8 protein-coding genes are annotated in these 14,094 nt (G+C 55.8%); 5 read left to right on the forward strand and 3 right to left on the reverse strand.

What is annotated here, in order from left to right; all coding sequences use genetic code 11:
- Positions 1-224: 224 nt before the first annotated feature.
- The 3 genes from OKB77_RS05530 to OKB77_RS05540 all read left to right on the forward strand — a co-directional run bounded on the left by OKB77_RS05530 (position 225) and on the right by OKB77_RS05540 (position 8,027).
- Entirely contained in the window at positions 225-6,608 is a 6,384-nt protein-coding gene (locus OKB77_RS05530; protein WP_270817095.1) for a retention module-containing protein, read from the forward strand.
- An 85-nt stretch (positions 6,609-6,693) separates the two neighbouring features.
- Positions 6,694-7,254, forward strand: coding sequence for a hypothetical protein (locus tag OKB77_RS05535; protein ID WP_270817096.1), 561 nt, complete (start codon positions 6,694-6,696; stop codon positions 7,252-7,254).
- A gap of 56 nt (positions 7,255-7,310) precedes the next feature.
- Positions 7,311-8,027, forward strand: a complete 717-nt coding sequence (locus OKB77_RS05540) for an SIMPL domain-containing protein (protein ID WP_270817097.1) — start codon at positions 7,311-7,313, stop codon at positions 8,025-8,027.
- A gap of 136 nt (positions 8,028-8,163) precedes the next feature.
- Here OKB77_RS05540 and ahpF read toward each other — a convergent pair whose 3' ends face one another.
- From ahpF to OKB77_RS05555, 3 genes are all read right to left on the reverse strand, one after another.
- Positions 8,164-9,744: an alkyl hydroperoxide reductase subunit F gene (gene ahpF / locus OKB77_RS05545; protein WP_270817099.1), complete on the reverse strand. Its 1,581-nt coding sequence runs from the start codon at positions 9,742-9,744 to the stop codon at positions 8,164-8,166.
- A 123-nt stretch (positions 9,745-9,867) separates the two neighbouring features.
- The gene (ahpC, locus tag OKB77_RS05550) at positions 9,868-10,434 is read right to left on the reverse strand and encodes an alkyl hydroperoxide reductase subunit C (protein ID WP_005337335.1); all 567 of its coding nucleotides are present in this window, start codon (positions 10,432-10,434) and stop codon (positions 9,868-9,870) included.
- A gap of 691 nt (positions 10,435-11,125) precedes the next feature.
- On the reverse strand, positions 11,126-11,572 hold the full coding sequence (locus tag OKB77_RS05555; protein WP_139405300.1) for a CBS domain-containing protein: 447 nt from the start codon (positions 11,570-11,572) through the stop codon (positions 11,126-11,128).
- A gap of 212 nt (positions 11,573-11,784) precedes the next feature.
- Here OKB77_RS05555 and queA point away from each other — a divergent pair, with 212 nt between their 5' ends.
- On the forward strand, positions 11,785-12,837 hold the full coding sequence (gene queA / locus OKB77_RS05560; protein ID WP_005344678.1) for a tRNA preQ1(34) S-adenosylmethionine ribosyltransferase-isomerase QueA: 1,053 nt from the start codon (positions 11,785-11,787) through the stop codon (positions 12,835-12,837).
- 74 nt (positions 12,838-12,911) lie between these two features.
- The gene (gene tgt, locus OKB77_RS05565; RefSeq protein ID WP_005337329.1) at positions 12,912-14,048 is read left to right on the forward strand and encodes a tRNA guanosine(34) transglycosylase Tgt; all 1,137 of its coding nucleotides are present in this window, start codon (positions 12,912-12,914) and stop codon (positions 14,046-14,048) included.
- Positions 14,049-14,094: the final 46 nt, after the last annotated feature.

Below are 14,094 nucleotides of genomic sequence, written 5' to 3' on the forward strand. Positions count from 1 at the left end.
TACCAGTCACTTCTCTTTTCGCCATTTTTCTATAACCAACTCAAGGTCGGTCTTGAATGGGGCTGTGTCTAGGGTTCTGATTTGTATTAAGAAATTCCAACTCTTCGATTTTTTTCCGTCCATTTGTTGAATTCCTCTCGAACGTACGCTTTTTTGCAACGGAACAGCGCACTATCTCCTTCTACGGTGTAGACATCAAGATCTGTCACCTTGGAGCAATGGATATGCGTACCCAAATCATCGACAAGTCCGTGGTTGTCTCAGCTATAGAAGGCAATGTGGAGATTGTGCTGGCTGATGGAAGCAGCCGCCCTCTGCAAAAAGGGGAAATTCTCCAACCCGGAGCAAAATTGACCATAGCGGATGACGCCAAGCTGGCTCTTTCCGCTTATGACGATACTCCTGCATCGGATGTTCCGGCAGGTTCCGAGTCTGCTGAACCTGCTCAACCGCAAGTGGCGGCCAGCCAGGAAGGCGCACCTTCAGATATTGCCGCATTGCAAGAATCGATTCTGCAGGGTGTTGACCCGACTCAAAACTTTGAGGCTTCTGCTGCTGGTGGGGCACCAGCGGCCGGTGGTGGTGGCGGCATTGGTGGGGTTGCGGGTGCCAGTGGTAATGGTGGTTTCGTAACAATTGATCGAACAGGCGATGCCACGATAGCGGCTGCAGGGTTTGATACCACCTACGATACGGCTGCTGTCATCAATGAAAATCAGGCCGAAGATTTGATTCTTGAAAATCAGCTTGATGATTTGGGCGAAACCGCCGAGACCCTGGAAGACACTCAGGTCAGTGGGAATTTACTCGACAATAGTACCAATCCAGATGGGCCTGCTGATGCCTCTATCGTTTCATATGACTGGGGTATCAATATCGGAGTCCCTGCGGGTGTTGCTGCCACCATTACCGGAGTGGGCACACTGATCATCAACCCGGATGGGAGCTATACCTTTACTCCTGCGCCTAACTATGATGGCGCTGTTCCCCCGGTGAACTATCAGGTAACTGATGGCCAGGATACAGTGACTTCAACACTCGTTATCTCCATTACTCCGGTAGATGAGGCGGTAGGCCTTGATGGGCTTACTCTGGAAGGGGGAGAGGTGTTGGTCAGTGATGCCAACCTTGCAGACGGTTTGGCACCTAACGCAGCCTCGTTAACTCAAAGTGGGGTGTTTACCTTTAATGCCCCTGATGGTGTGCAAACGCTGGCAATCGGGGCGATCCAGTTGATCAGCAATGGCACCGTGGTTGCTCAGCCTGTATCCATTGAAACGCCGCTTGGCAATGGATTGCAAATCACCGCAATAACCTACGATCCCGTTACCGGTAACGGCAGTGTCTCCTACAGTTATACCCTCCTTGATAACGAGGCCCATCAACAACCCGCTTCTGACCTGCAATTGGGTGAAAGTCTCGCTGTGACCTTGACCGATGATGACGGTGATACAACCAGTGCAACGCTGGACATCGTTATTCAGGATGATGTGCCGACCCAAGATGTGGGGGTGGCCGAAGAGGCTAATTTGGGTGGATTGTCGGTCAGTCTGGACGAGACGGTTGGCAAAGAGGATACCTACAGCGAAAGTGATGTGAATGACGGCTATGTCAGTGATGACGCAGAGGGTGTACTGGCCCGGGCTACAACAGCGATTGAAGGTGGTTTGCTGTCACTGTTTACCAGCAGTGGCAGCTACGGTGCTGATGGTGCAGGTAGCATCACCGGCAGTTTCAGCTTTGTCGGAATTGGCGAGGCGGGGGTTGCCACCAACCTGTCGGCCACCAAAGGTGGTGCGATTACCCTCAATGCAGTGAGCGCGACCGAGCTGCAAGGGGTTGATGGTGAAGGAGGTGTGGTCTTCAGCATCAAGATTGTGGAGGTAGATGGGGGATCCCAACTGCAGACCACCCAGTTTGAAGCCTTGTCTCATGACGACACCGGTTTGTTTGATGAGTCACTGTCGCTGCTGCTCAGTGGGCAGAACAGTCTGGGACTGCAATACAGCGTGACCCGTGTGGACGGAGATGGCGATAGCGTGACCGACAGTGCCACAGCCACTCTGATTGCTGGCGAGCGGTCGGTATTCAGCTTCGATGATGACGGCCCGACCCTGAGTGTCAGTGCCGAGGCCTCGGAAGGGGAACTGGCGGCCCTGCAGGTCAGCCTGGATGAGAGTGTCGGGGACGACCGTGCGGCGTCTGGTGAGACCGCCGATGGTAATGACGACGATACCGGTCCGGGCCTGGCCCAGGTGTACAGCAGCGTCAGTGGCGGACTGGCCAGCCTGTTTGCCCAAAGTGGCGTCAGCTATGGCTCGGACGGTGTGGGTAGCACCACCGCCAGCCTGAGCTTCGTGGGGGTACCGGTGGGGGGGCTGGCGACCAATCTGAGTTCGACTGCAGGGGGGGAAATCACCCTGTTCCTGGAGGAGGGGAACCTGGTGGGTCGCGATGCCAATGGTGGCGACCCGGTGTTCACGATCAAGATTGTCAATGTGGCCGATGCCGGCGACCCGCCGGTCTACCAATTGGAAACCACCTTGTACGAAGCGCTGGACCATGGTGATAACGCCACCTTTGACGAGGCGGTAAACCTGTTGCTGAGCCAGGACGGCGTCGTGCAGCTGCAGTACAGCGTGACCGTGGTGGATGGTGATGGCGATAGTGTGACCGAGAGTGCCACTGTCACGCTGATTGCTGGCGAGCGGTCGGTATTCAGCTTCGATGATGACGGCCCGACCCTGAGTGTCAGTGCCGAGGCCTCGGAAGGGGAACTGGCGGCCCTGCAGGTCAGCCTGGATGAGAGTGTCGGGGACGACCGTGCGGCGTCTGGTGAGACCGCCGATGGTAATGACGACGATACCGGTCCGGGCCTGGCCCAGGTGTACAGCAGCGTCAGTGGCGGACTGGCCAGCCTGTTTGCCCAAAGTGGCGTCAGCTATGGCTCGGACGGTGTGGGTAGCACCACCGCCAGCCTGAGCTTCGTGGGGGTACCGGTGGGGGGGCTGGCGACCAATCTGAGTTCGACTGCAGGGGGGGAAATCACCCTGTTCCTGGAGGAGGGGAACCTGGTGGGTCGCGATGCCAATGGTGGCGACCCGGTGTTCACGATCAAGATTGTCAATGTGGCCGATGCCGGCGACCCGCCGGTCTACCAACTGGAAACCACCTTGTACGAAGCGTTGGACCATGGTGATAACGCCACCTTTGACGAGGCGGTAAACCTGTTGCTGAGCCAGGACGGCGCCGTGCAGCTGCAGTACAGCGTGACCGTGGTGGATGGTGATGGCGATAGCGTGACCGACAGTGCCACAGTCACTCTGATTACTGGCGAGCGGTCGGTATTCAGCTTCGATGATGACGGTCCGAGCGTGACGGCGATGACGCTGGCAGGCAGTGTCACCACCGATGAATCGACCCAGCTGGGTGTCACCGTGACCAGCGTTGCGTCGATCTTCAGTGGTGGCGTGGGCAGTACAGGCGTGGACGGCGGCACGACCGATGTGTCGCTGCGTATTGATGTGGCGGCCAGCGGGCTGGTGACCACGGTGGGCAACAAGGCCATCACCCTGGTGGCGGACGGTGCTGACAGCGACATCGTGTACGGCAAGTTTGACAGCGATGGTAACGGTAGCCTGGACAGCAACGCATTCAAGCTGGAGATAGGGGAAGACGGCAAACTGAGCGTGACCCAGTTTGTAGCTATCAAACATCCGGATAGCCCGACCAACTATGACGAGCCGGTAGACCTGGCAGGCAAGCTGTCGGCGGTGGTGACCACCACCGATGGTGATGGTGATGTGGCGAGCAAGAGCGTGAGCATCGGTGCTGGCGTCAAGTTCGAGGACGACGGTCCGAGCGTGACGGCGATGACGCTGGCAGGCAGTGTCACCACCGATGAATCGACCCAGCTGGGTGTCACCGTGACCAGCGTTGCGTCGATCTTCAGTGGTGGCGTGGGCAGTACAGGCGTGGACGGCGGCACGACCGATGTGTCGCTGCGTATTGATGTGGCGGCCAGCGGGCTGGTGACCACGGTGGGCAACAAGGCCATCACCCTGGTGGCGGACGGTGCTGACAGCGACATCGTGTACGGCAAGTTTGACAGCGATGGTAACGGTAGCCTGGACAGCAACGCATTCAAGCTGGAGATAGGGGAAGACGGCAAACTGAGCGTGACCCAGTTTGTAGCTATCAAACATCCGGATAGCCCGACCAACTATGACGAGCCGGTAGACCTGGCAGGCAAGCTGTCGGCGGTGGTGACCACCACCGATGGTGATGGTGATGTGGCGAGCAAGAGCGTGAGCATCGGTGCTGGCGTCAAGTTCGAGGACGACGGTCCGAGTGCTGTAGCTGATACCATTACCAGTGGCACTAATGGCACTGTCAACCTAGTGCTGGTTCTCGATAGCTCAGGCAGTATTGGTAATACCAATATGCAGGTTATTAAGGATGCTGTAACGAATCTGATGAACAGCTATGGCAACTCGCTGGTCAAGGTGATGCTGGTTGATTTTGATAGTTCGGCCACTGTCAAGAGTGTCGGCAGTCAGGTATGGCTGACCAAGGATCAGGTAACAGGTCAGCTGACTAGCATCTCTTCTGGCGGTTCTACTGACTACGATGATGCTTTGCAAGCGGTTCGGGACAATTATGGGACACCGCCTTCCGCTGATAACACCTTTGTATTCTTCATTTCGGATGGAGTGCCCAGTTCGGCTGATGAGGCAATTAACGCCACAGAGCGCAATGACTGGACAAACTTCCTGACGCAAAAAGGCATTGATGGTGCATATGCCGTGGGGATTGGCTCAACCAGCGTACTTGATGCCGACCTGCAAAGTGTCGCGTGGTCACCGAGTGGCGCTCACAACAACAATGTGGTGGTGATCAATACCGCGGGTCAGCTGTCGGGAACACTGACCAACCTGACACAGGTAATTGATGGCAATGTGACAGCCAATGACAGTGCTGGTGCCGACGGTTTTGGTACGCCCAAACTGGTTTCTGTAGAGTACAACGGAACAACCTACACCTTTAATAACAGCAATACCTCTTTCTCTATCGCACTGGGTACCAATAAGGGCACCCTCTACATTGAAAATGATGGTGATTATCGATTCACACCACCATCAGGAGGAGCTGAGGGGGCACCTGTCGAGATCACTTACAAGATCAAGGATGGCGATGGAGATACCAGCAGTGCCAAGTTGACCATTATCAATCCGGTCCTGGTGGTTGGTAGCAATGCCAATGACACAGGTTCCGGAGCCAGCACAGCTATTGACGATCACGTTCGTCCCAACCCTCTTCTTGCTCCGGATGTGGATGGGGCAATAGTGGGTGGAGTTGGGGCAGATGTATTGATCGGTGATGTTGGCGGAGTGACTTCGGGTAGTTACAACCTGACGTTCATGATCGATATGTCGGGAAGTATTAGCGGCACTGAATTCCAGCTCATGAAAGATGCCATCAATAACTTGCTGGCCAAGTTCAGTGGCATATCACAGTTGCAAGTCGAGATTGGTACGTTTGCAGATAATAGCAACGTTGTGGGTACCTATTCCTCGGTTACTGCTGCTCAGCAGGCTGTCAGTAATCTAACTCGCTCAGGGGGGGGGACCAACTATCAGGCTGCGTTGACAACTCTTAATACCATGATGACCGGGGATCCTGTCGCAGATCATAAGTATGTCTACTTCCTTACGGACGGGGAGCCAACTGTTGGAAGCTGGACCAATTCAACCCAGATTGCTAACGGTATGACAGCCCTGAATGCGTTGACGGCTCCTGGGGTGGTGATTAATGCGGTCGGGATCGGGGTGCCATCCGGTGCATCATTTGGCAATAACCTCAATGCGATTGACAACACGCCAGATAACTACCTCGCCGTAGACAGCTTTGATGACCTGTCCAGTGGCTTGGGCTCGCTCTTTACCGCTGTTAGTGTCGGCTCAGACCTGTTGCAGGGCGGTGCAGGCAACGACGTGATTTTTGGTGACAGCATTCATGCAGACAATGTGGATGGTGGCTGGTTCGAGTTTGTGGCAGACAATCCGGGCAAGAGTGGTGGGCAACTGCTCAACGAACTTTACAGCCAGCATGCAGTGTATGGTAAGGAGGGGGCTGTCGGTGGCGATGATACCCTTGAAGGTGGCGACGGTAATGATGTGCTTTATGGCCAAAAAGGGAATGACATCCTGATTGGTGGTAACGGTATCGACATTCTGATTGGTGGAACAGGGTCTGACACCCTGACAGGTGGAGGCGGTAAAGACACCTTTAAGTGGGGGGCGGGTGATATCGGTGGTGTGGATGTCATCAAAGACTTCACCACCGGCACTGGCGGAGATGTACTGGATATCAGCGAGCTGCTCACTGGCGAACATGCCAACTCTGGTTCGCTTGATGCGTACCTCAATTTCAGTAGTGATGGGCCAGGCACAAACAAATCAACATTGACTATTGATTTGGATGGTACGAATGGAGGAACCACCCACGTCATAAAATTTGACAGTATTGACTTGACGACCCTGGGTAACAGTGACTTGCAGATTATTCAGAAGTTGCTGGATGACGGTAACTTGAAGGTTGATCCGTAACCTTGTCTTGGGGCCGGGCTTGCCTGGCCCCTGTTTTTTCCCAAGGGGATGGATAAGATAGCGGTAGTAGATGAGAGGGGTAATCATGCAGTCATTCAACTGGGTCGACATTGATGGCATCCGTTATAGCTGGGATGGGCAGGGGAACATTACCTGCGCAGGCCAGTTTGGCTATCAGGCCTCGATCGCGGGGGATCGGCTGGATGGGATGGAGATTGAGAATGAGGCCGGTGATGTAGCGGGCTCGCTCTATGTTGATTTCGCTACGGCCTCTATCACTTATGTGCCGGTCATGGATACCGAGTCTGCTCATAACATGATTCTGGTTGGCCATCATCAGGGGCAGCAGGAGTATTCGCTGGCCAGTTTTCACTCTCCGTTGTTGCAAGATTTGCTAGGGCCATCTGATACCATTCCTTGGTCTGCGATGGAGGAGGATAGTGGTGGCACCAATATCGGACAGGCGGTGCAAGGACACGTTCTGTCGTGGGACTCGTTCCATTTCGATGATGAGGTGTTGGTCTGTGGTGCGGCTCCTGCGCTGGATATGGCAAACCAGAGCCAGGATCCCGGCAGCATGGTCACCATTAGTCTCGATCTGACCAATCAGATACTGGATCAGCTCCCCCCCTTGCACGATATATGAATCCCGCAGCTGCACGGGCATAATGGCCTCAATCTTTCCGATTGAGGTTTTTTTCTATGTGGCGTCCCCTTCTTACTCTTTCCGCTCTGGTTGTCAGTGCTCCGCTGCTGGCGATTGAAGTGCCGCAAGCGCCCCATCTGGTGGTGAGCGGTTATGCCGAGCAGAAGACCGAACCCGATATGCTGACCCTCAATGTGGCGGTGAGTGCACTGGATAAGCAGGGCCTCAAGGCCAAGCAGCAGGTCGATACCAAGGTCGCAGCCTTTTTCAGCCAACTGGAAGGGTTGGGGATCAAGCGCAGCGATGTTGAGGCTGGCAACCTGATGGTCTCTCCGGAATATCAGTATGGCGAGAACAAGAAGCCGGTATTGTTGGGGTATCGTGCTCAGCGACAATTGGCGGTGAAGCTCTATCAGCTCGACAAGTTGAGCCCCCTGATGGATACCGCACTCAAAGCCGGGCTGGAGTCCGTATCCCAGATTGAGTACGGGTTGAAGTCGCCGCAGGTCATCAAGGAGCAGGCCCGTTTGAATGCCGTTGAGGATGCCAAAACCAAGGCTGGATCTCTGGCCAAGGCGTTCGGGATGAAGCTTGGCAAGGTATACAGTGTGGAGTACCGCAATGCTTCGCCCATTACCGCCTACAGCCGCAACCTGAAGGTGGTGCAGGCCATGGCGATGGCTGCTCCCGCGCCGGATATGGCGGACAACAGCTATCAACAACAGCAGATCACGGTAAGTGATAATATCGAGGCTGTTTTCTTGCTGGAGTGATGCTCGTCGTTTAAGTCCAGTCATGAACAACCCCGCCATTTGCTGCGGGGTTTTTATTGCGCATCGATGCAGATATAAAAAAGCCGACGCTCGTGTTTACTTAATCGAGCGTCGGCTTTTTGTTGCGCTGGGTTTATCAGGCGGTCACAGCATCAGCCTTGGTCGCTTCAGGAGCCGGGTTGCGGATGAGGTAATCAAACGCACCCAGTGCGGCAGTGGCGCCAGCACCCATGGAGATGATGATCTGCTTGAACGGTACCGTGGTGGCATCCCCTGCGGCGTAGACGCCGGGCAGGGAGGTCGCCCCTTTGGTATCGATCTCGATCTCGCCAAAGCGGGTCAGGGCAATCTCGCTCCCTTTAAGGAACTCGGTGTTCGGTACCAGGCCGATCTGGACGAAGATACCCGCCACCGCCAGGTGTTTGATCTCACCTGTGGTGCGATCTTCGTAGTCCATACCGACCACCTTGCTGCCATCACCGATCACTTCGGTGGTGCGCGCGCTCATGATGATGTCGATATTGCCCATGGAGCGAGCCTTCTTCTGCAGCACTTCATCGGCACGCAGGGTGTCGGCGAACTCCACCACAGTCACATGCTCGACGATGCCAGCCAAGTCGATCGCTGCCTCGATGCCGGAGTTACCGCCACCGATCACAGCTACTCGCTTGCCCTTGAAGAAGGGACCATCGCAGTGCGGGCAGTAGGCCACGCCCTTGGTGCGGTACTCAAGCTCGCCCGGTACGTTCAGATCACGCCAGCGGGCGCCGGTAGCCAGGATCACGGCGCGGCTCTTCAAGGTGGCGCCAGAGGCGAGATCCACGTTCACATATCCATCTTTGCTGATGGCGGCGGCGCGCTGCTCGGTGATCACTTCCACGCCGTACTCTTTGACGTGCTGCTCCAGGCTGGCGGCCAGTTTGGGGCCTTCGGTATAGGGCACGGAGATAAAGTTCTCGATGCCGACGGTGTCCATCACCTGACCACCGAAACGCTCGGCAACGATGGCGGTGCGAATGCCTTTACGAGCGGCATAGATGGCCGCTGCGGCGCCAGCCGGGCCACCGCCCACGACCAGCACATCGTAGGGATCTTTCTCATTCAGCTCGGCGGCCTTGCGCTCGGCGGCACCGGTGTCGAGCTTGGCGACGATCTCTTCCAGCGAAATACGGCCCTGGCTGAACGGTTGACCGTTCAGGTAAACATTCGGTACCGCCATGATTTGACGCTCGGCGACTTCTTCCTGGAACAGGGCGCCGTCGATCATGGTGTGAGTGATGCCGGGGTTCAGGGTCGCCATCAGGTTGAGGGCCTGTACTACGTCCGGGCAGTTGTGGCAGGAGAGGGAGATATAGGTCTCGAAGTGGAACTCGCCCTTGAGATTGCGGATCTGCTCCTGCACGGCTGTATCTGCCTTGGAGGGGTGGCCGCCGCTTTGCAGCAGGGCGAGCACCAGAGAGGTAAATTCATGACCCATGGGGATGCCGGCAAAGTGAACGCGCGGTGCTTGGCCCTGGGGCGCGACGCTCATGGAAGGCTTGCGAACGGCAGTGCCAGAGGTCTGGGTGATCTTGGGGGACATCTCGGCGATCTCGCTGGCCAGTGCCAGCAGCTCTGCAGATTTGTCGCTGTCGTTGCCGGACACGCTGATCTCGATGGGATTGACGATGTACTGCAGATAGGTGTTCAGCTGTTGTTTGAGGTTGGTATCCAACATGGTCGAATTCCTTCTTGTAATGGCGAGTTGGCATTAAATGTGAGTCGGTCTGCTTTCAGGCCTATTTGGCAAGGCCGGAAAGCAGACCGGCCCTTATGCGGGCCGGTCTTGGAAGCGGGAGGCTTAGATCTTGCCTACCAGGTCCAGGGACGGGGCCAGAGTGGCTTCGCCTTCTTTCCATTTAGCCGGGCACACTTCACCCGGGTGGGAGGCAACGTACTGGGCCGCTTTAACTTTGCGCAGCAGTTCCAGTGCGTCACGGCCGATGCCGCCTGCGTTGATCTCGACGATCTGGATGATGCCCTGCGGGTCAATTACGAAGGTACCGCGGTCAGCCAGACCAGCTTCTTCGATCATCACGCCGAAGTTGCGGGTGATGGTACCAGTCGGGTCACCAATCATCGGGTACTGGATCTTCTGAATGGTGTCAGAAGTGTCGTGCCATGCTTTGTGAGTGAAGTGGGTATCGGTAGAGACAGAGTAGATCTCGACGCCCAGTTTCTGGAATTCAGCGTAGTTGTCAGCCAGGTCGCCCAGCTCGGTCGGGCAAACGAAGGTGAAGTCAGCCGGGTAGAAGAAGACCACGGACCACTTGCCTTTCAGGTCTGCGTCAGACACCTGAACGAATTTGCCATTGTGGTAGGCGGTAGCATTGAACGGCTTGATTTCAGTGTTGATGTAGGTAGACATGTAATTGCTCCTTGGTGATGTACATATGCCGGTCTGGTGTTGAAGAGTCTTGCCAGACGAGGCGCTTAACTTTCGATGGATTCATCATAGGGGCTTCCGCTAATCGATAAAAGCCGTAATTTTGAATCGCTTAAATCTACTTATTAGATAACTCACTATGGCTGTACCTAACATGAATATCTCTGGCCTACTGAGATAACTCCTTGTCGTGGTTCAATATCTGTGCGCTACATCGCCTTTTCAAGGCATAAGAAGGGGTGTGCAGAGCCACGATGACGCGATGAGATAAACGGTGGTGCAAACAGGTGGCGCAGGAGGTTGAGGCCGCTGCTCGCAGCGATGGGGGATGTGCTGGTAAGGGGGAAGCCGAAAGCGCAGATAAAAAAATCCCGGCGCTATCGCAACGACAGGGCCGGGTCATCAAACAAGGAATGGCTATATAAACAAATGCTTTACAGCAAAGACTAACTACGGGGTGTGCAAACTTGCAGACATATGAGAGGAAGATAATGGGTGCACAATCCCTCGTCTCCCCCTCGGCAACTATTGCATGAGAGGGATGATAGTGTGACGCAGATCACAAGGCAAGCATTTGGTGTAATTTTTCAATCAAAATGAAAGTGTTTCATCATTTCAGCTTGTTTTGACGGCTGAAAACGCTTTTATTGTAATTTAATTACATTGCATTCTGTCAAAATTCGGTTGGGGGTTCCTGCTCTTCCATCAATTCCAGCAGGTTGATGGCCACGGCAATGAAGTCCGACTCGGTGACAATGCCGATCAGCTTGCGTCCTTTGAGTACCGGCAGGCAGCCATATCTGTGCCGCTGCAGGTAAAGTGCCGCCTCCTTGATGCCGGCGTGAGGATCTACGCTCGCCACTTGCCGTGTCATGATCTCGTCGAGTTGCACGCTGTCGGTAAATTCGGCTTCCCGCTCCGGGCTGATGAGCAGCAGCTTGGATTCCCGGGTGGCCAGGATATCGGTGAGGGTTACCAACCCCAGCAGGTGATGTTGCTCGTCGACGATGGGAATGTGGCGGATCCGCTCCTGCTGCATCAGGTCCATCGCCTGTTTGACACTGTTTGACGGACCCAGAGTGAAGGGGTGTTCGGTCATGATTTCGGATAGGGTCATCATGGTGGGCCTCCTTGTGTATCTGCTTTCACCCTAGCCCAGCCCCAACTGGCAAAACATGATCAGGGTCAATACAGAACATTAAAGAATCATTAACCGGATGTGTGTCTCAATATTGCTCGCTACCCCTTGTCTCTCTTGGGTTTTTGGTCTTTTGGGTTGCCTTGGAAGATGGGGATAACTAGACTAGCCGCCGATTCCCCCCGAGGTGAAAGATGCAAGTATCCGATTTTCATTTTGATCTGCCAGACGAGCTGATTGCCCGCTATCCGATGGCAGAGCGTACCGCCAGCCGCCTGTTGCAGCTCGATGGTCAAACTGGCGCCCTGCGCCACGGTCAATTTGTGGATGTGCTGGATCAGCTCAATCCGGGTGACCTGCTGGTATTCAACAACACCCGTGTCATTCCGGCGCGCATGTTTGGCCAGAAGGCCAGCGGCGGCAAGCTGGAGGTACTGGTCGAGCGCATTCTGGACGAGCACAGCGTGCTGGCCCATGTCCGAGCCTCCAAGGCGCCCAAGCCCGGCACCCGGATGATCATGGATGGTGGTGTTGAAGCCGAGATGCGAGCCCGCCACGACGCCCTGTTCGAGATCCACTTCCTCGACCCGCGTCCGGTGCTGGAGATTTTGGAGGCCATCGGCCACATGCCGCTGCCCCCCTATATCGACCGTCCCGACGAGGATGCCGACAAGGAGCGCTACCAGACCGTTTACAATCAAAAGCCGGGCGCTGTCGCTGCGCCGACCGCCGGCCTGCACTTTGATGAGCCGCTGCTTGAGAAAATTCGGGCCAAAGGGGTTGAAACGGCCTTCGTCACCCTGCATGTAGGGGCGGGGACCTTCCAGCCGGTGCGGGTAGAGAAGATTGAAGATCACCACATGCACTCCGAGTATGCGGAAGTGCCGCAAGAGGTGGTGGATGCCATCGCGGCCACCCGTGCCCGTGGTGGTCGGGTGATCGCGGTGGGGACCACGTCGGTGCGTTCGCTGGAGAGCGCGGCCAAGGTCACCCTGGCGCAGGGCAAACCGCTGGCGCCCTTCTTTAGTGACACCGATATCTTCATCTTCCCTGGCTATCAGTTCCAGATTGTCGATGCCATGGTCACCAACTTCCATCTGCCGGAGTCGACCCTGATCATGCTGGTCAGCGCCTTCGCCGGTTATGACAACGTGATGGCGGCCTATCAGGCAGCCGTGGCCGGGCAGTACCGTTTCTTCAGCTACGGGGACGCCATGTTCGTCACCCGTCGCCAGGTTGAAGCATAAGCTTCAGCTTATTTACCGGGCCGTGAGCGGCCCTCCTATTGTCAGACTGTTTATCTGACGCAGCCGAGGTAGCAATGAAATTTGAACTGAAAACCACCGACGGCCGTGCCCGTCGCGGTCAACTGGTCTTCGAACGTGGTGTGGTACAAACGCCTGCCTTTATGCCGGTCGGGACATACGGCACCGTCAAGGGGATGACCCCGGAAGAAGTGCGTGAAACCGGCGCCCAGATCCTGCTGGGTAACACCTTCCACCTCTGGCTGCGTCCGGGTCAGGAAGTGATGCGTGCCCACGGCGATCTGCATGACTTCATGAACTGGCAGGGCCCGATCCTGACCGACTCCGGTGGTTTCCAGGTGTTCAGCCTGGGCCATATTCGCAAGATCACCGAAGCGGGCGTCCACTTCCGTCACCCCATCAATGGCGAGAAGATCTTCCTCGACCCCGAGAAGTCCATGGAGATCCAGTACGATCTGGGCTCCGACATCGTGATGATATTCGACGAGTGCACCCCGTACCCGGCCACTTATGAAGAAGCGCGCAAGTCCATGGAGATGTCCCTGCGCTGGGGCAAGCGTTCCCGCGACAAGTTTGATGCGCTGGGTAACAAGAACGCCCTGTTCGGCATCATTCAGGGCTCGGTCTACGAAGATTTGCGGGATGTCTCCCTCAAGGGGCTGCTGGAGATCGGTTTCGACGGTTATGCGGTCGGTGGTCTGGCCGTGGGCGAACCCAAAGAGGACATGCACCGCATCCTCGAGCACGTCTGCCCGAAAATTCCGGCTGACAAGCCGCGCTACCTGATGGGTGTCGGCAAGCCGGAAGATCTGGTGGAAGGGGTGCGCCGTGGTATCGACATGTTCGACTGCGTCATGCCGACCCGCAACGCCCGCAACGGCCACCTGTTTACCACCGATGGCGTGGTGAAGATCCGCAATGCCCAGCACCGCAACGACACCAGCACCCTGGATGCCGAATGCGATTGCTACACCTGCAAGAACTACAGCCGTAGCTACCTGCACCATCTGGACAAGTGCAACGAGATCCTCGGTGCCCGTCTGAATACGATTCATAACCTGCGTTATTACCAACGCGTGATGCAGGGTTTGCGGGACGCGATCGAGCAGGGTAAATTAGACGACTTTGTAACAGAGTTTTACCGTCGGCAAGGGAAGCCTGTGCCTCCGTTAGCTGAAAATGACGTTAAATAACAACATATAATTTTGTTTTTTTAAATCTACATCAATAAGAGGTTGT

The organism is Aeromonas sp. Y318-3 (assembly GCF_027706185.1).
In the GTDB taxonomy this organism is placed as follows: domain Bacteria; phylum Pseudomonadota; class Gammaproteobacteria; order Enterobacterales; family Aeromonadaceae; genus Aeromonas; species Aeromonas veronii.